The 16,668-nt window shown below is 74.0% G+C and carries 15 protein-coding genes; 10 read left to right on the top strand and 5 right to left on the bottom strand.

What is annotated here, in order from left to right; genetic code table 11:
- The first annotated feature begins 9 nt into the window (after window positions 1-9).
- The 3 genes from E1266_RS04800 to E1266_RS04790 are packed head-to-tail and all read left to right on the top strand — an operon-like array spanning window position 10 to window position 1,675.
- Complete coding sequence (locus E1266_RS04800; RefSeq protein WP_132044096.1) at window positions 10-219, top strand: MbtH family protein; 210 nt, start codon at window positions 10-12, stop codon at window positions 217-219.
- The gene (locus tag E1266_RS04795) at window positions 216-938 is read left to right on the top strand and encodes a GNAT family N-acetyltransferase (RefSeq protein WP_243718232.1); all 723 of its coding nucleotides are present in this window, start codon (window positions 216-218) and stop codon (window positions 936-938) included. Before E1266_RS04800 ends, E1266_RS04795 begins: the two co-directional genes overlap by 4 nt.
- A complete protein-coding gene (locus E1266_RS04790) occupies window positions 935-1,675 on the top strand; it encodes an alpha/beta fold hydrolase (RefSeq protein WP_132044094.1) in 741 nt (246 codons plus the stop codon). The genes E1266_RS04795 and E1266_RS04790 overlap by 4 nt, the downstream gene beginning before the upstream one ends.
- A gap of 115 nt (window positions 1,676-1,790) precedes the next feature.
- Here the strand turns inward: E1266_RS04790 and E1266_RS04785 are convergent, their stop codons facing one another.
- On the bottom strand, window positions 1,791-2,849 hold the full coding sequence (locus tag E1266_RS04785) for a S1 family peptidase (RefSeq protein ID WP_243718231.1): 1,059 nt from the start codon (window positions 2,847-2,849) through the stop codon (window positions 1,791-1,793).
- A gap of 326 nt (window positions 2,850-3,175) precedes the next feature.
- Window positions 3,176-4,252 (bottom strand): S1 family peptidase, encoded by a 1,077-nt coding sequence (locus E1266_RS04780; protein ID WP_132044092.1) that lies wholly within the window; start codon window positions 4,250-4,252, stop codon window positions 3,176-3,178.
- Window positions 4,253-4,556: 304 nt separating this feature from the next.
- Here E1266_RS04780 and E1266_RS04775 point away from each other — a divergent pair, with 304 nt between their 5' ends.
- The 4 genes from E1266_RS04775 to E1266_RS04760 all read left to right on the top strand — a co-directional run bounded on the left by E1266_RS04775 (window position 4,557) and on the right by E1266_RS04760 (window position 8,175).
- Window positions 4,557-5,543, top strand: coding sequence for an ABC transporter ATP-binding protein (locus E1266_RS04775; protein ID WP_132044090.1), 987 nt, complete (start codon window positions 4,557-4,559; stop codon window positions 5,541-5,543).
- Window positions 5,544-5,619: 76 nt separating this feature from the next.
- Window positions 5,620-6,243 (top strand): histidine phosphatase family protein, encoded by a 624-nt coding sequence (locus E1266_RS04770; RefSeq protein ID WP_243718230.1) that lies wholly within the window; start codon window positions 5,620-5,622, stop codon window positions 6,241-6,243.
- A gap of 82 nt (window positions 6,244-6,325) precedes the next feature.
- Window positions 6,326-7,114 carry an SDR family oxidoreductase gene (locus E1266_RS04765; RefSeq protein WP_132044088.1) on the top strand — a complete coding sequence of 263 codons (789 nt, stop codon included), beginning with the start codon at window positions 6,326-6,328 and terminating at the stop codon, window positions 7,112-7,114.
- The gene (locus tag E1266_RS04760) at window positions 7,111-8,175 is read left to right on the top strand and encodes a diacylglycerol kinase (RefSeq protein WP_132044086.1); all 1,065 of its coding nucleotides are present in this window, start codon (window positions 7,111-7,113) and stop codon (window positions 8,173-8,175) included. Before E1266_RS04765 ends, E1266_RS04760 begins: the two co-directional genes overlap by 4 nt.
- Before the next feature lie 12 nt (window positions 8,176-8,187).
- Here the strand turns inward: E1266_RS04760 and E1266_RS39815 are convergent, their stop codons facing one another.
- Together E1266_RS39815 and E1266_RS04750 are read right to left on the bottom strand one after the other, a co-directional pair.
- Window positions 8,188-11,148, bottom strand: coding sequence for a helix-turn-helix transcriptional regulator (locus E1266_RS39815; RefSeq protein WP_279436301.1), 2,961 nt, complete (start codon window positions 11,146-11,148; stop codon window positions 8,188-8,190).
- 78 nt (window positions 11,149-11,226) lie between these two features.
- Complete coding sequence (locus tag E1266_RS04750) at window positions 11,227-12,495, bottom strand: glycosyltransferase (protein WP_132044084.1); 1,269 nt, start codon at window positions 12,493-12,495, stop codon at window positions 11,227-11,229.
- 168 nt (window positions 12,496-12,663) lie between these two features.
- Between E1266_RS04750 and E1266_RS04745 the strand changes: the two genes are divergently transcribed.
- A complete protein-coding gene (locus tag E1266_RS04745; RefSeq protein ID WP_132044082.1) occupies window positions 12,664-13,284 on the top strand; it encodes a histone deacetylase in 621 nt (206 codons plus the stop codon).
- Window positions 13,285-13,308: 24 nt separating this feature from the next.
- Window positions 13,309-13,758: a peroxiredoxin gene (locus tag E1266_RS04740; protein WP_132044080.1), complete on the top strand. Its 450-nt coding sequence runs from the start codon at window positions 13,309-13,311 to the stop codon at window positions 13,756-13,758.
- A gap of 3 nt (window positions 13,759-13,761) precedes the next feature.
- Here the strand turns inward: E1266_RS04740 and E1266_RS04735 are convergent, their stop codons facing one another.
- Window positions 13,762-15,405, bottom strand: coding sequence for a CocE/NonD family hydrolase (locus E1266_RS04735; RefSeq protein WP_132044078.1), 1,644 nt, complete (start codon window positions 15,403-15,405; stop codon window positions 13,762-13,764).
- Window positions 15,406-15,567: 162 nt separating this feature from the next.
- Here E1266_RS04735 and E1266_RS04730 point away from each other — a divergent pair, with 162 nt between their 5' ends.
- A complete protein-coding gene (locus tag E1266_RS04730; RefSeq protein WP_132044077.1) occupies window positions 15,568-16,647 on the top strand; it encodes a mechanosensitive ion channel family protein in 1,080 nt (359 codons plus the stop codon).
- The last annotated feature ends 21 nt before the right edge of the window (window positions 16,648-16,668 follow it).

The following is a 16,668-nucleotide window of genomic DNA, read 5'->3' as shown; positions in this document are numbered from 1 at the left end:
GGGACCCACATGACGAACCCCTTCGAGGACCCGGACGGCACCTACCTCGTCCTCGTCAACGACGAGGGTCAGCACTCGCTGTGGCCGTCCTTCGCCGAGGTCCCCGCCGGCTGGACGGTCGCCAAGAACGAGGACACCCGGCAGGCGTGCCTGGACTACATCGACGAGAACTGGACCGACATGCGCCCCAAGAGCCTCATCGAGGCGATGGGTGAGTGACCGGGGTGAGTGACGGCGGCACGCCGGCGCTCCGCGGGGACGAGATCGGGATCCCCGGGGTCATCGAGTGGACGATGGAGATGCTGGACGCGGCCGACCTGCGTCCCGCGCCGCTGCCCGGCGTCGAGATGACGTTCACGCTGTCGCGGCTGCCGTCCCCCGAGGTCAGCCGGGCGATGTACGCGGCCGTCGGCGCCCGCGTCTGCTGGACCGACCGGTTCGGCTGGTCGTACGCCGACTGGCAGGCGTGGGTGGAGCGTTCCGAGCTGTCCACCTGGATCGCCATGGCCGAGGGCACCATCGCGGGCTTCTTCGAGATCGAGGCGCAGCCCGGCGGCGACACCGAGATCCACCTCGTGGGGCTCACCCACGCCTTCGTCGGCCGCGGCTACGGCGGCCACCTCGTCGAGCAGTGCACCCGCCGCGCCTGGCAGCGCGGGAAGCTGTGGGCCCTGGACGCCGGCCCCGCCACCCGCGTGTGGCTGCGCACCAGCAGCCTCGACCACCCGAACGCGATGGCCAACTACCGGCGCCGCGGCTTCACGGTGGCCGCGCAGACCGTGGTGGACAAGCCCGTCCCCGACCCGCGGCTCGCGCCGTGGCCGCTGCCGCACGACCCGCGCGCAGTCGCCGGGGACCGCGCCGCCGACCGAGCCGGGGACCGCGTGGCCTCCGGGGACCGGACCTCCCGCCGCCCGAAGGAGGAGTTGATCACGTGACGTGGTTCCGCTGCCCGGAGAACCGCCCCTGGGCGTCGATGCGGCTGTTCTGCCTGCCGCACGCGGGCGGGTCGGCGGTGTTCTACCGGCCCTGGGCGAAGGAGGTCAGCCCGGCCGTCGAGGTCCACGCCGTGCAGTACCCCGGCCGCGCCGACCGGATCGCCGACGCGATGGTCGGCGACGCCCACCAGCTCGCCCGCCTCGTCGCCGGCGCGATGGCGCCGCTGATGGACCGCCCCGCCGCCCTGTTCGGGCACAGCATGGGCGCCGTCCTGGCCTACGAGGTGGCGCGGCTGCTGCAGGAGCGGGGCAGCGCCCCGGTGCACGTGTTCGCCTCCGGCGCCCGCCCGCCGCACGACCGCGGCGAGGACCGGGTCTCCGGCAAGGACGACGACGCGCTCGTGGCGGAGATGGTGAAGCTCGGCGGCAGCGACGCCGAGGCGCTGCGGGAGCCCGAACTGCGCGAGCTCGTCCTGCCGTACGTCCGCAACGACTTCAAGCTGATCGAGGACTACGCCCACCGGGCCGCGGGACCGCGGCTGGCCGTCCCGGTCACGGCGATCATCGGGGACGCCGACCCGCACGTGACCCGTGAGCAGGCCGCCCGCTGGGCTGAGGTCACCGACGGGCGCTTCGCCCTCAAGGTGCTGCCGGGCGGCCACTTCTACCTGACGGAACGGCAGCGGGACGTCATCGCGGAGGTCCACCGGACCCTGGAGGTCCCCGCCGTCCCCTGACCGGGGGAGCTGGGCCGGCGAGACGGCGGCGGGCCGCCCCCACGGGAGTCCGTGCCGGGGGCGGCCCGCCTCATTCATCACTGGTGCCGGCCTGCGGCCGGCCGGCGGATGCCGGTCAGTAGACGCTCAGGCCGTAGCGGTTGAGCACCTCGGTGACGGGCTGGAAGAACGTCGTCCCGCCCCAGCTGCAGTTGCCGCTGCCGCCGGAGGTCAGGCCGAGCGCGGTGGATCCGGCGAACAGGGAGCCGCCGCTGTCGCCCGGCTCCGCGCACACCGTGGTGCGGATCATGCCGTAGACGCTGCCCTGGGCGTAGTTCACCGTCTGGTTGAGCGCGGTGACCCGGCCGCTGTGGTAGCCGGTGGTGCTGCCGCTGCGGTACACGGTCTGCCCGACCGTGGCGTTGCCCGCGCTCGTGATGTCGCGGGTGCCGCTGCCGTAGAGGCTGACGGCGCCGCGCGTGTCGGTCGGCGTGGAGGTGTAGCGCACCACGCCGTAGTCGTTGCCGGGGAAGCTGCTGGCGTACCGGGTGCCGAGCACGCGGCCGGAGCCGTCGGTCCAGGTGGACCCGATGTTGGTGCAGTGCCCGGCGGTCACGAAGTAGTACGTGCTGCCGCTGCGGGCGTTGAAGCCCAGCGAGCAGCGGGAGCCGCCGGTGCGGATGGCCTCGCCGCCGAGCGTGAACTTCTTGAACGTCCCGGCGACGCGCTCGGTCCGGACGGCCGCGCCGTGCTTGGCCGCGGCGGCCCGCACCTTGGCGAGCGCGGCGCCCTTGACGCTGCTGTCCATCGTGAGCAGGACCTGGTTGGAGTCCGCGTCGACGGCCCATGCGGTGCCCGGGACGGTGGCGTCGCGCTTGAGCGCGTCCATGACCCGGTTCAGCTCGGCGCCGCTGCGCGCGACGGTCTTCGGGACGGCGCCGGCGGCCCGCACGGTCTGCGCGGCGTCGGCGTCGGTCACGGTGACGACCAGCTTGCCGGCCTCGATGAACGAGCCGGCGGTCTGGGCGCCGAGCTTGCTCGCCAGCGCCGACGCGACGGCGCCGTGGTCGGCGGGAGCGGCGGGTGCGGCGGGGGCCGCGAACGCGGCGGGTGCGGTGGCCAGGGTGGCGGCCACCACTGCGGACGTCGCCGTGGTGACGGCGATGACGCCGGCGCGCGTGTTACGGATCTTCACTTGTGCCTCCAGCGGGGGGTCAGGCGCACCCTTGTGGTGCGCCGGAGGTCCCCGACATGGTGTAAGAACCGTCAATGCGGATGTAAGACGCAGATAGTGACCAATTCAGGACGATGTGGTTGGCATCCTGACAATGGCCCCCGTGGTCAGACCGTGAAACGCCTTCATGTTGTGGATCAAGAGCGGACGCGAACCGGCTCCGGCCCCCCGCCGGGGGGAACCGGAGCCGGCGCGTGCGTCCCGCCGCCTGGGAGCTCCGGCGGGCCGCGGTGACCCTGCGGTGAGCAGGGCGGACGGGGTCGGCTGACGTTCGGGTCAGCGTCCGGTCAGTAGACGTCCACCCCGTAGGCCGAGAGCGGCTCGGTCACGGGCTGGAAGAACGTGGTGCCGCCGGACGAGCAGTTGCCACTGCCGCCGGAGGTCAGGCCGAGCGCGGTGGACCCGGAGAACAGCGGGCCGCCGCTGTCGCCCGGCTCCGCGCAGACCGTCGTCCGGATCAGGCCGCTGACGCTGCCCTCGGCGTAGTTCACCGTCTGGTTGAGCGCGGTGACCTGCCCGCTGTGGACGCCGGTGGTGCTGCCGCTGCGGGTCACGGTCTGCCCGACCGTGGGGGTCCCCGCGTCGGTGATGTCGTGGAACCCGCCGGCCACCCTGACGCCGCCCTGCGTGTCCTCGGGGGTGGAGGAGTACTTGACGATGCCGTAGTCGTTGCCGGGGAAGCTGCTGCCGTCGTTGGTGCCGAGCACCGTCCCGGACGAGTCCGTCCAGGTGCCGCCCACCTCGGTGCAGTGCCCCGCCGTCAGGAAGAAGTACTCGCTTCCGTTCGTGACGTTGAAGCCCAGCGAGCAGCGTGAGCCGCCGGCGAAGATGGGGTCGCCGCCCAGCGCGAACATCCGGAACTTCCCGGCCACGCGGTCGGTGCGGACCGCCGCGCCGTGCTCGGCGGCGGCGCTGCGTACCTTCTTCAGCCCGGCGCCCTTGACCGTGCTGTCCATGGTCAGGACGACCTGGTTGGCGGCGGGGTCGACGGCCCAGGCGGTGCCCGGGACGGCGGCGTCGCGCTTGAGCGACGCCATGACCTTCTGCAGGTCGGCGCCGCTGCGCGCGACGGTCTTCGGGACGGCCCCGGCGGCCCGCACGGCCTGTGCCGCCTTCGCGTCGGTGACCGTAACCACGAGGTCGCGGGTGGACTGGTCGAGGTAGGCGCCCGCGCTGCGGGAGCCCAGTTCGCCCGCCAGCTTCGCGGCCACCGCGCCGGTGTCCGAGGTGGCGGCGGCGGGGGCGGCGGCCGTGCCGTGGGACGCGTTCGCGCCGGGAGCGCCGACGAGTGCGGTCGCCACCAGCCCGGACGCGGCCACGGTGACGGCGGCGGCGCCGCCGAAACGGGATGGACGGATTTTCACTGTGCCTCCAGGGGGGATTGGGCGCACCCGGATTGGCGCGCCGGAGGTCACCGCACATGCTGGAAGAAACCTGAACACCCGCGTAAGGCAACAAAGTGACTAATCGGTCGGGCACGCATTGTCACAATGGGTGCGAGATCCGTGGCGTTTCAACGGGGAGGACAGTCCCTTTTGCCCGATCGAATGATGGACTGTCCGTCCACTGGGCCTCCCCGGACGGCCGGGCCCGACGTACAGTCGGGGCGACGGGGGCCGGACGTAAGACGCGGATCCCCCGTCCCCGGTTCCCCGCACGGGAGTGCGCATGGGTGTCGAGATCCGGGTGGAAGGGCTCAGGAAGTCGTTCGGGCGGCAGGTCATCTGGGAGGACGTCTCCCTCACCATCCCGGCGGGCGAGATCTCCGCCCTGCTCGGGCCGTCCGGGACCGGTAAGTCGGTGTTCCTCAAGAACCTCGTCGGGCTGCTGCGCCCCGACCGCGGCCACATCTACGTGGGCGGCGGCGACGTCCCGCGGCTGCGCGAGAGCGACCTGTACGCGCTGCGCCGCCAGTTCGGGGTGCTGTTCCAGGACGGCGCCCTGTTCGGCTCGATGAACCTCTACGACAACATCGCGTTCCCGCTGCGCGAGCACACCAAGAAGGGCGAGTCCGAGATCCGGCGCATCGTGCTGGAGAAGATGGAGATGGTCGGCCTGTCCGGCTCGGAGCGGAAGCTGCCCGGCGAGATCTCCGGCGGGATGAAGAAGCGCGCCGGCCTGGCCCGCGCGCTCGTCCTCGACCCCGAGATCATCCTTGCCGACGAGCCGGACTCCGGCCTCGACCCCGTCCGCACCGCCTACCTCAACCAGCTGTTCGTGGACCTGAACACCCAGCTCGGCGCGACGTTCCTGATCGTCACGCACGACATCGGGACCGCCCGCGTGCTGCCGGACAACCTCGGCCTGCTGTTCCGCCGCGGCCTGGTGATGTTCGGGCCGCGGGAGATGGTGCTGTCCAGCACGCACCCGGCCGTGAACCAGTTCTTCAACGCCCGCCGCCAGGGACCGATCGGGATGGCGGAGGAGAAGGACCTCGCCGAGGTGGCCGCCGAGTCGGCCCCGCAGTCGATGCCGGCGCCGATCCCGCCGCAGCTCATGCCGAGCGACGGCGGCCTGCGCCCCGCGATGCGCCGCCCCGGCGAATGGCTGCGGGAGCACCGGGTGACCCCGCCGCCGGGCTCGTTCATCGACGACGAGGGCCGCAACTGGCTCACCGACTGGGACGCCCTGGCCGCGCAGCGGCAGCGACGCTGACGTCCGGCGGCAACGACGCCGAAGCTGGCTCGGGCAGGGGCCGCGGCTGGCTACCCTCGGACAAGGCGGACACCGCATGAGAGCCGGGGGTAGCAGCGTTTTGGACACCACCCTCTACGTCGTCCGGCACGGCCGGACCGAGTGGCACGCGGAGCACCGGTACGCGGGGGTGAGCGACGTCGCGCTCACCGCGACCGGCCGCGAGCAGGCCGAACGGCTCGGCCGGTGGGCGGCCGGGACGGGGCCGGCCGCCGTGTGGGCCTCGCCGCTCACCCGGTGCCGGGAGACGGCGGCGCCCGCCGCGTCCGCCCTCGGGCTCCCCGTCACGGTCGACGGCGATCTCGCGGAGGTCGACTTCGGCGCCGCGGAGGGCCGCACGTTCGCCGAGATGCCGCCCGCCGACGTGGAGGCGTTCCTGGCGGACCCGGTCGGCGGGGCGTTCCCCGGATCGGAGGACCCCCGCAAGGCCGTCGAGCGCGGCATGACCGCGCTGCGGCGCGTCGCCGCCCGCCACCGCGGCGAGCGGGTCCTGGTCGTCACCCACAACACCCTGCTGCGGCTGACGCTGTGCGGGCTGCTGGGCATCGCGCCGTCCGCGTACCGCGCGGTGTTCCCGCAGGTGCGCAACTGCGCGCTCACCGAGCTGCGGATGTCGGGGGACTCCGCCGCCCTGATGTCCTACAACGTCCCGCTTCCATGAGGAGCGACCGGCGGAGATATTGAAACACGTTCTACCTCCTGCGTAGGCTGTGCGGCACGGCTGACGGCCCGGAGGTGGCGCGGTGATCCTGGATCGGTTCCGTATCGACGGCAAGGTCGCGGTGGTGACCGGTGCCGGGCGCGGCATCGGCGCCGCGGCGGCGGTGGCGCTCGCCCAGGCGGGCGCCGACGTGGTGATCTCCTCTCGGACGGAGGACCAGCTCCGCAAGGTCGCGGCCGAGATCGAGGCGGCGGGGCGGCGGGCGCTGGTCGTGCCGGCGGACCTCAGCGAGCCGGATGCCGCGGCCGAGCTGGCGGACCGGGCGGCCGAGGGTCTCGGCCGCCTCGACATCGTGGTGAACAACATGGGCGGCGCGATGCCGGCCCCTTTCATGAACACCAAGCCGCGGCATCTTGAGAACGCGTTCCAGTTCAATGTGAGTACCACGCACGCGCTCACCCGCGCGGCCGTCCCGCACCTGCTGGAGTCGGGCGCGGGCAGCGTCGTCAACATCTCCTCGGTGATCGGGCGGATCGCCGGGCGCGGATACCTCGCCTACGGCAGCGCCAAGGCGGCCCTCGCCCACTACACCCGGCTCGCCTCGTTCGACCTGGCGCCGCGCGTCCGCGTCAACGCGATCGCCGTCGGCTCCGTCGCGACGTCCGCGCTCGACGTCGTCATGACCAGCGACGAGCTGCGCACCGAGATGGAGCGCAAGACGCCGCTCGGCCGCGTCGGCGCCCCCGAGGACATCGCCGCCGCCGTCCTGTACCTCGCCTCGCCCGCCTCGGCCTACGTCACCGGCGCCCTCCTGCGGGTGGACGGCGGCATCGAGGCCCCCAACCTCGACCTCGGCCTGGAGGACCTGTGACGTACCGCGTAGTGCAATGGAGCACCGGCAACGTCGGCCGGCACGCGATCGCCGGCATCGACGCCCGGCCCGACCTCGAACTCGCGGGCGTGTGGGTGTCCAACCCGGCGAAGGTCGGCAGGGACGCGGGGGAGCTCGCCGGTCTCGGCCGCGACCTCGGCGTCACCGCGACCGGCGATGAGGACGCGCTGCTCGCGCTGCGGCCCGACTGCGTCGTCTACACCTCGATGGCCGACGTGCGGCTGGCGGAGGCGATCGACGACCTGTGCCGCATCCTGCGGGCCGGGGTCAACGTCGTGTCCAGCAGCCCGGTGTTCCTGCAGTTCCCGGACGGCGTCGTCCCGCCCGAGATGTCCGATCCGGTGCGCGAGGCCGCCGCCGCGGGCGGGGCGTCGATCTTCGTCAACGGCATCGACCCGGGGTTCGCCAACGACGTGCTCCCGCTCGCCGTGACCGGCATCAGCGAGCGCATCGACCAGGTCCGCTGCATGGAGATCCTCAACTACGCCACCTACGACCAGGGCACGGTCCTGTTCGACATCATGGGCTTCGGCGGGTCCCTCGACGAGACGCCCATGCTCCTGCAGCCGGGCGTCCTGACGATGGCGTGGGGCAGCGTCGTCCGGCAGATCGCCGCCGGGCTCGGCGTGGAGCTGGACGAGGTCGCCGAGTGGCACACCCGGCTGCCCGCCCCCGAGACCCTCGCCGTCGCCGCCGGGACGATCGCGAAGGGCACGGCGGCGGCCCTGCGGTTCGAGGTCCGCGGGATGCGCGGCGGCGAGGCCGTCGTCGTCCTGGAGCACGTCACGCGGCTCCGCGACGACCTCGCCCCCGACTGGCCGCAGCCGGCGGGCGCCGGCTGCTACCGGGTCGAGGTCCGCGGCGAGCCGAACTACACCGTGGACCTGCGGCTCCTCGGCACCGACGGCGACCACAACACCGCCGGCCTGAAGGCGACGGCGATGCGGCTGGTGAACGCCGTACCCGCCGTGGTCGAGGCGCCTCCGGGCCTCTTGACGGCCCTGGACCTGCCCCTGATCCCCGGCCGCGGACTCCTCTAGGTCCGCCGGGGGTCAGATGCCTTCGCGGTGGGCCACGGCGGCGGCCTGCGTGCGGCTCGTCACGTTCAGCTTGGCGAGGATGTTGGACACGTGCACGCTCGCGGTCTTGGGCGAGATGAACAGCGCCGCGGCGATCTCCCGGTTGTTGCGGCCCTCCGCGACCAGCTTCAGCACCTCCCGCTCCCGCGCGGTCAGCGCGCCCAGCGGGCCGGGCGCCGCGGGCGCGGGACGCGCGGAGCCCAGCCGGGCGCGGGTGCCGAGGTCGCGCAGCGCGGCGAGCAGCGGCGCGGCCCCGAGCCGCTCGGCGATGCCCGCCGCGGACCGCCACTGCACGGCGGCGCCGTCCCGGTCGCCGTGCTCGGCGAGGGCCTCGGCGAGCCGCCACCGCGACCGCGCCACCTCGTAGACGAACCCGCCGTCCGGCTCGCCGTAGGTGAACAGGTCGGCGGCCTTCCGCCACAGGTCCACGTCGTGGACGCCGTCCACCCGGCGCCGCTCCGCCTCCGCGCGGGCCAGCCACGCGTGCGCTTCGAGGCCCATCCAGGCGCGGCGCCGCCCGTTGGTCGTGTACGCGACGGCCTGCCGGACCCGGGCGAGCAGGTCGTCCGCGGTCTCGGCCGCCTTCCGCGCGGCGGCTTCGTCGCCGGCGGCGCGGGCGCGCGCCGCGATCTCGGCCTGCGCCTGCAGTCCCGCCGCGGCGGGCCGGATGACGCCGACCGAGGTGCCGTAGATGGTGCTGAGGATCTTGTCGAGGTGCTCGGTGGCCGTCTCCGGATCGCCGCGCCACAGCGCGTGCTCGGCGGCGAGGCCCCGGGCGAGGTAGTTGAGGAAGAGGTCCTCGTCCAGCAGCGGGGTGATCCAGCGGAGCCGCTCGTCCGCGCGCGGACTGCCCTGCGCGACCTCGACGAACAGCCCGTACGCGGAGATCTGCGCCTCCAGCGGCCGGACGACCTGCACCGCGAAGTCCTCGGCGAGCCGGTTCGCCTCCGCCCAGTTCCCCGCCGTGTAGTGGATCAGGTACCGCAGGGACCGCAGGACGACCCCGAAGGTGCTCCAGCCGAGGCCGTTCTCCAGGGCGTACTTCACGCCCTCCTCGGCGGCGCGCGTCGCGCCCGCGAGGTCGCCGCGGTCGAACTTGGTGCGGGCGTAGTGGAACGCGGCGCGCCCCGCCACCAGCGGGCTCCCCCCGTCGGCGGCGGACAGGTCGCGGGCCCGCGCGAACACCTCCGCGACGTCCGGGTCGGCTTCGCCCGCCTCGCGGAAGATGCCGAGCGTCACCAGCAGGCTCGCCTCGGCGCCCGTGGCCCCGGCGGCCCGCGCGTCCGCGATGGCCCGCTCCGCCACGCCCGGCATCTCGCCGTCGTCGTCCCGGTAGAGGAGTATCCGCGCGTAGGTGGCGAGGGCCTCGGCGCGCTCGACCGTCGGCGGGTCGGCGGGCAGCATCGCGACCGCCTCCCGCGCCACGGCCACGGACGGGCCGTAGTCGTCGAGCTCTCCGAGGTGGGTGGCGAGCTGCTCGCGGATCCGGCAGCCGAGCCGCGCGTCCGCGGGATCGGCCACCTCCAGCAGCCGCCGCAGCCGGTGCACGGCGCGCCGCAGGTCGCCGGCCTCCGCGGCGGCCCGCGCGGCGTCCAGCGCCAGCCGCACCCGGTCGGTCCCGGCGGCGTCCTCCGGGCGGGGGACCGCCTCCCACAGCTCCAGCGCCCGCTCGTAGTGCTCGAACGCCTCGGCGGGCGCGCCGAGGCGCCCGGCGTCCCGCGCGGCCCGGACCGAGGCGGCGAACGCGGCGGGCAGGTCGTGGGCGGCGAGGCTGTGGTGGGCCAGCTCCGCGGCGGGGCCGCGCGTCCCGTCCGGCCGGTCGGCGAGCAGCCGCGCGAACGCGGCGTGCAGCCGGGTCCGCTCGCCCGGCAGCAGGTCGGCGTAGACGGCTTCGCGCAGCAGCGCGTGCCGGAACGTGTACCCGTCCCCGGACGGGACGAGCAGCTGGTGCGAGACGACCTCCCGCAGCGCCCCGCCCGCCGCGGTCTCGTCCAGCCCGGACACGCGCCGGACGAGCTCGTCGTCGATGCGGCGCCCGGCCACCGCGGCGACCCGCACGACCCGCCGCCCGGCCTCCGACAGCCGGTCCACCCGCGACAGCAGCAGGTCGGCGAGCCCGGACGGGAGCCCCGCGGACTCCGCGCCGGCTGAGCCGAGCCCGGCGGAGTACAGCTCGGCGGCGTAGAAGGGGTTGCCCTCCGACCGGCGGTGCACCCGCGCGGCGACCTCCCCGTCCACCGGCGCGGACCCGCGGGACAGCTCGGCGAGGTACTCGGCGGTCTCGCCCGGCCCGAACGCGGGCACCTGGACGCCGGTCGCGTTCGGCAGCCGCAGCAGCTCCGCCACCACCGGCCGCAGCGGATGGCGCCGGTGCAGGTCGTCCGACCGGTAGGTGCCGACGAGGCACACCCGCTCACGCTGGAGGACGCGGCCGAGGAACGTCAGCAGATGCCGGGTCGACCGGTCGGCCCAGTGCAGGTCCTCCAGCACGAGGAGGACGGGCCGCTCGGCCCCGAGCTCGCCGAGCAGCCCGAGCACGGCCCCGAAGAGCCGCTGCTGGCCCAGCTCGGACGCCGCCTCCGGGTCGCCGCCGCCGTCGGGCAGCAGCCCGCCCAGCACGGGACGGGCGGCGACCGCGGCGCGGACCTCCTCCGCCTCCGGCCCGCCGCCGTGCGCGGCGGCCCACAGCGCGTCGGTGAGCGGGAGGTAGGGCATGGTCTCGCCCAGCTCGGCGCACTGCCCGACGAGGACGGCGCACCCCCGGTCGCGGGCGGCGCGGGTGAGCGCGGACACCAGGTGCGTCTTGCCGACCCCGGCGTCGCCGCTGACCAGCACGAGGCCGGCGCCGCCACCGGCGGCCCGCTCCAGCGCGGCGGTCAGCTCCGCGAACTCGGCCGCCCTGCCGATCAGCATCGGGCCGTCCCCTCCGGTCATCCGGCCCAGTATCCCACCGGCGGGACATGAACGGGCCCCGGATCCGGCGGGGGATCCGGGGCCCGTGCGGGCGGGGCGTTAGCCGACCAGGGCGGGGGTTCGGTCGGTCTCGCGCTCCGCCGCGTCCTCGGCGGCCGGCTCGGGAACCGGCTCGGGCTCGGGGACGGGCAGCACCTTCAGGTAGGCGCGGAGCGTCTCGGCGGCGATCCGCTCCAGCGAGTAGCGGGAGCGGGCGCGGTCGGCGGCGGCGATGGAGTAGCCGTGCAGCGTGGTCTCCTCGGACAGCAGCCGCCGGATCGCGCGGCCGATCACGACCGGCCGCCCCGCGGGGACGTGCAGGCCGGTGATCCGGTCGAGGACCTCGTCGGCGCTCGCGCCCGCCGGGGCGGTCACGACGGGGACGCCGCAGGCCATGGCCTCCAGCGGTGTCGAGGGGCAGGGCTGGCGGGGGGTGAGGCAGAGGGCGAGGCTCGCGGTCCGCAGCAGCTTCGGCACCGACTTGCGGGGCATCCTGCCCAGGAAGATCACGCGGTCGGCGACGTGCAGCTCCTTGGCCAGCAGCGTCAGCCGGTGCACGGCGGGGTCGTGGTCAAGGTCCTCGCGGGCGGGGCCGCCGGCGATGGCCAGCTCGGCTTGCGGGACGTGCACCAGGGCCCGCAGGGCGGTCGCGACGTCCCCGGCCTCCAGGTCGTCGCAGACCATCACGAGGCGGCGCCGGTCGCCGCGCGGCATCGAGGGGCCGACCTGCGAGAACAGGTCGCCGTCCACGCCGTAGGGGACGACGGAGACGGCCGGGCGGGGGATGCCCATCCGCACCAGCGCGGTGGCCTCCTCGGCGTGCCCGGCGAGCACCAGGTCCGCGCCGCGGCCGATGGCCTTCTCCAGGCGGTCGCGGTGGGGGTGCACCGGCGTGCCGGCGCGGCGCTCGGTGGCGGCGACGCCGTGGTAGCTCTGCGCGAAGGGGATGTCCAGCTCGCGGGCGACGGCGCAGGCGGCGAGGCCGCCGATCCAGCCGTGCGCGTGGACGATGTCCGGCCGGCCCGCGCCCGACCAGCGGCGGCGCAGTTCGTCGGCGAAGTCGCGGACGTGCTTGAGCAGCTCGTCGTCGGGGAGCGGGCGGGCAGGCCCGGCGTCCAGGTTGACGAGCGCGGCGCCCGGCGCGAGCCGGATCCGGCCGCGGGCGGCGGGGTCCTGCCGCCGCGTGTAGACCGTGACCTGGTTCGGCTCGCCGTCGGCGGTGAGCGGACGGGTCAGCGAACGGGCGAGGTCCCGAACATGGATTGACTGCAGGTGTTCGCCGTCAAGGTCGGAGGCGGACACGAGCGCGATGTGAAGCTGGCGGTGCATACGGATCCTCCGGGACATCACAGGGGAAGCTCGGAGGTATCTGCGTCGTAGACACCTGCTCGAAAGGTTCTATAACCGCCCGGACTCCTCGTCAAACGTCGCGAATCGGCGCTCCCCGCCGTCCGGACCCCGCGGGAACACCCCCCACCTGCTGGAATACTGGACAGGATGGACGACGAACCGATCTGGTACGTGGCCTACGGCTCGAACCTCTTCGGGGAGAGGTTCCGCTGCTACCTCACCGGCGGCCGCCCGCGCGGCGGCGCGCGCCGCCAGGCCGGCTGCCGCGATCCCCGGCCGGCCCGCGCCGAGCGGGCGATCACCGTGCCCGGCGGCATCTACTTCGCGCACGACTCGCGGACCTGGGGCGGCGGGATGGCCTTCTACGACCCGGACCTGCCCGGCCGCGCCGCCGCCCGCGCCTACCTGCTGACCCACCGCCAGTTCTGCGACGTCATGTCCCAGGAGATGCACCGCGGCGTGGGCGCCGACCACGACCTGTCGGAGGCCGTCACCCGCGGCCGGCAGCGCGTCGGCCCCGGCCGGTACGAGACCGTCCTCAAGGTCGGGGAGTGCGCGGGCCGGCCCATGCTCACGTTCACCGCGCCGGAACCGGCCCCGCCGAACGCGCCGACCGCCCCCTACCTGACCATGCTCGGCAGCGGGCTGCGCGAGGCGCACGGCTGGTCCGCCGACCGCGCCGCGTCCTACCTGGCCGGACGTCCCGGCGCCCGCGGCGCCTGGACGCCCCGCGACATCGCGGGCCTCCTCGACCCGCCTGGCCGGTAGGTCCGGGGGCGGTAGATTCGTCCCATGAACGTCGGTGACGTCGTTGACGACTTCGAGCTGCCCGACGAGACGGGCGAGCCGCGCACGCTGACCGGTCTCCTGGAGAAGGGCCCGGTGGTGCTGTTCTTCTACCCGGCCGCGATGACCCCCGGCTGCACCGCCGAGGCGTGCCACTTCCGCGACGTGGCCGCCGAACTCGCCGAGGCCGGCGCCCACCCGGTCGGCATCAGCGCCGACCCCGTCGCCAAGCAGAAGGAGTTCGCCGACCGGAACACCCTCGGGTACCCGCTGCTGTCCGATCCGGACGGCCGCGTCCGCGAGCGCTTCGGCGTCAAGCGCGGCATCGCCCTCCTGCCCACCAGGCGCCAGACCTTCGTCATCGACACCGACCGCCGCGTCCTGGCGGTCGTCAAGAGCGAGATCCGCATGAACACCCACGCCGACAAGGCCCTGGAGGCCCTGCGCGCCCGGTGACCCCTACGGGCGGACGACCGGGAGGTTGATCGTCGAGGGGTGGGCCGGGGAGTGGAAGATCTCCTGGTCGGCGGTGAGCATGTCGGTGGCGGTGCCGATCGGCGCGCCGGTGCCCGGGTTGCGGGCGACGCGCGGGTAGGCGCCGCTCGCGACCTGCACCCGGACGCGGTGCCCGCGGCGGAACCGGTGCCCGGCCGGCCACAGCTCGATGGCCACGTGCCGGACGCCGTCGGCGTCCGGCAGCGGTTCGCCCGCGACGAGGCGCCGCATGCCCTCGCACAGGTTCAGCGACTCGCCGTCGGGGGTGACGTCGCACAGCCGGACCACGAAGTCGGTGTGCTCGCGGTTCGAGCGGATGTACAGGTCGGCGGTGACCGGGCCGATGATCTCCAGGTCGTCGTCGAGGACGGCCGAGGTGTAGGTCAGCACGTCCCGGCGGCGCTCCAGGCGCCGCTGGTCCGTGGACGGGCGGGTCTCCCCGAGCAGCGTGGGGCCGCCGAGGAACGGCGTCGGGTGGTTCGGGTCGTACCGGTAGGCGTCCGGTTCGGACCCGGGCGGCTCGTCCGGCGCGAGGGCGCCCGCGGGCTGCAGGTGCCAGCGCTCCTCCCGCATGCCGGGGACCGGCCAGTCGGGGAACTCGCGCCACTCGCCCGCGCCCGTGATGTACAGCCGGACGGGCTGCTCCCGCAGCTCGGACGGGTCGTCCAGCAGGTGCGCGCGGAACCAGGCGATCGACTCGCCGACCGAGCCGCGCATCATCCGCTGGTCGGCGTGGAACCACGGCCCGATGGTCAGGTACGGGCGCCGTCCCGCGGCGCGGAGCGCGGCGTAGTCCCGCAGCTGCCACGGCAGGAAGATGTCGTACCACCCGCCGGTCATGTTCGCCGGGGCCGTCACCCGTGAGACGGTGGGGCTGAAGTCGCGCTTGTCCCAGAACGAGGTGTCGGGGCCGTTGACGAGGAGCTCCTGGAAGAACCGCTGCTGCTCGCCCGTCGCGAGCCGGTCGAGCTCGGCGATCGGGCGGCCGGACAGGGTGGCGCGGCGGGCGCGGCGCGGCGACATGATCCCGGTCGTGATCCCGGACAGCGAGCTCTTCATCCGCGCGGTGAGGTCCACCCAGATGAGCGTCGACTCCAGCGCGAACGTTCCGCCGACGTTCACGGCGTCGCGGAACGTCGAGGCGGTGACCTGCATCGACAGGGCGCGCAGCTCGGGGCCCGCCTCCGCGGCGACGGCCCACTGCACGTAGCCGAGGTAGCTCGGGCCGTGCATCGCGAACGTCCCGCCGAACCACGGCTGCGACTTCAGCCACTCGATGGTGGCGAGGCCGTCCTCCCGCTCGTCCAGCGCCTCGAAGACGCCGCCGGACCCGAAGCCGCCGCGGACGCTCTGCACGACGGCCTGGAACCCGTGCGACGCGAACGCCTGCCCGCACATGAGCCCAAAGGGGCCGCGCCGCCCGTAGGGGGACCGGACGAGGACGGTGGGCGCCCGCTCGACGTCCGTCGGGGAGTACCGGTCGGCCAGGAGGGTGACGCCGTCGCCCGCGGGGACCTCGAGATCGCGCTCGACCGTGACGCGGTGGGGGCCGTTCCGCAGTCCCAGCGCCGTGACCCCCAGCCGGCGCATCATTCCCACGCCTACCATCTGATCAAGCGTAATCGTCCCGGGGGTCGCGCCCGCCTCCGGAGTCCGTGATGTGCCTCGCACGCTCCGGGTCTTCTATACGATCGAGGGCGCGCAAAGCGGCATAACGGGATCTGACGGGCGAGTTCGCCATGCCCGCGCGAAGGGAGAGATGCACGCGTCATGGGTGATGTGAGCTGGGAACGGGTCATCGCAGCCGGGGTCGTGCTGGCGTCCGCACTGGCGGTCGCCGTCGTGCTGCGGCTGCTGACCGGCCGGCTGTTCAAGCGGGCCGGCGACACCAGGGCCACCTGGGACGACCTCGCGGCCCGGCTGATCAAGGACCTCGCGGTGCCCCTCTCGGTCCTGCTCGGCCTCTGGGTCGCCGCGAAGGTCGTGCAGCTCCCGCGCGGCACGCTCGACGTCACCGCGAAGGTGCTCACGGCGGTGGCCATCTTCGTGGTCACGCTGGCGCTGGCGCGGCTGATCGCCGGCGGTGTCAGCTCGGTCGCGCTGGCCAGGCAGGGCGTCGCCGGCAATGTGACGATCTTCGCCAACATCACCCGCGTGGTCGTCCTCGGCGTCGGCATCCTCGTGATGCTGCAGAGCCTCGGGGTGTCGATCACGCCGCTGCTCGGCGCCCTGGGCGTCGGCGGCCTCGCGGTCGCGCTCGCCCTCCAGGACACCCTCGCCAACCTGTTCGCGGGCGTGCACGTCCTGGCGGCCAAGACGATCGAGCCCGGCGACTACATCAAGCTGGCCACCGGCCAGGAGGGTTACGTCGTCGACATCAACTGGCGCAACACCACGATCCGGACGCTGTCCGACAACATCGAAGTCATCCCGAACATGAGGTTCTCCGACACGATCCTCACCAACTACCACCGGCCCGCGCAGGACATGTCGATCCTGGTGTACGCGAAGGTGGCCTACGAGGTGGACCTGGACCGGTTCGAGGAGCTGCTCATCGAGGTCGGGCACGACGTGATGAAGGAAGTCCAGGGCGGGGTGGCCGACTGCGACATCTTCGTCCGGTTCAACGACTTCAACGACGCCACGGTCGGCTTCCACGTGATCCTGCGGTCCTCGGAGTTCGGCGACCAGTTCCGCATCAAGCACGAGTTCCTCAAGCGGCTGCACCGGGTGATCCGCGAGGAGGGCATCGCGCCGCCCTACTGGCACCACCGCGTGGTCATCGAGGACAAGAACGGGCAGGCGGGCGGGGCCGCCAAGGGCGAGCTGGCCTCCGACGGGGCCTTTTGAGCGGACGCTCGGACCGGGCGC

The sequence above is a fragment of the Actinomadura sp. 7K534 genome (assembly GCF_004348575.1).
Lineage (GTDB): Bacteria > Actinomycetota > Actinomycetes > Streptosporangiales > Streptosporangiaceae > Spirillospora > Spirillospora livida.
This window is presented reverse-complemented; position numbering and strand designations above follow the sequence as displayed.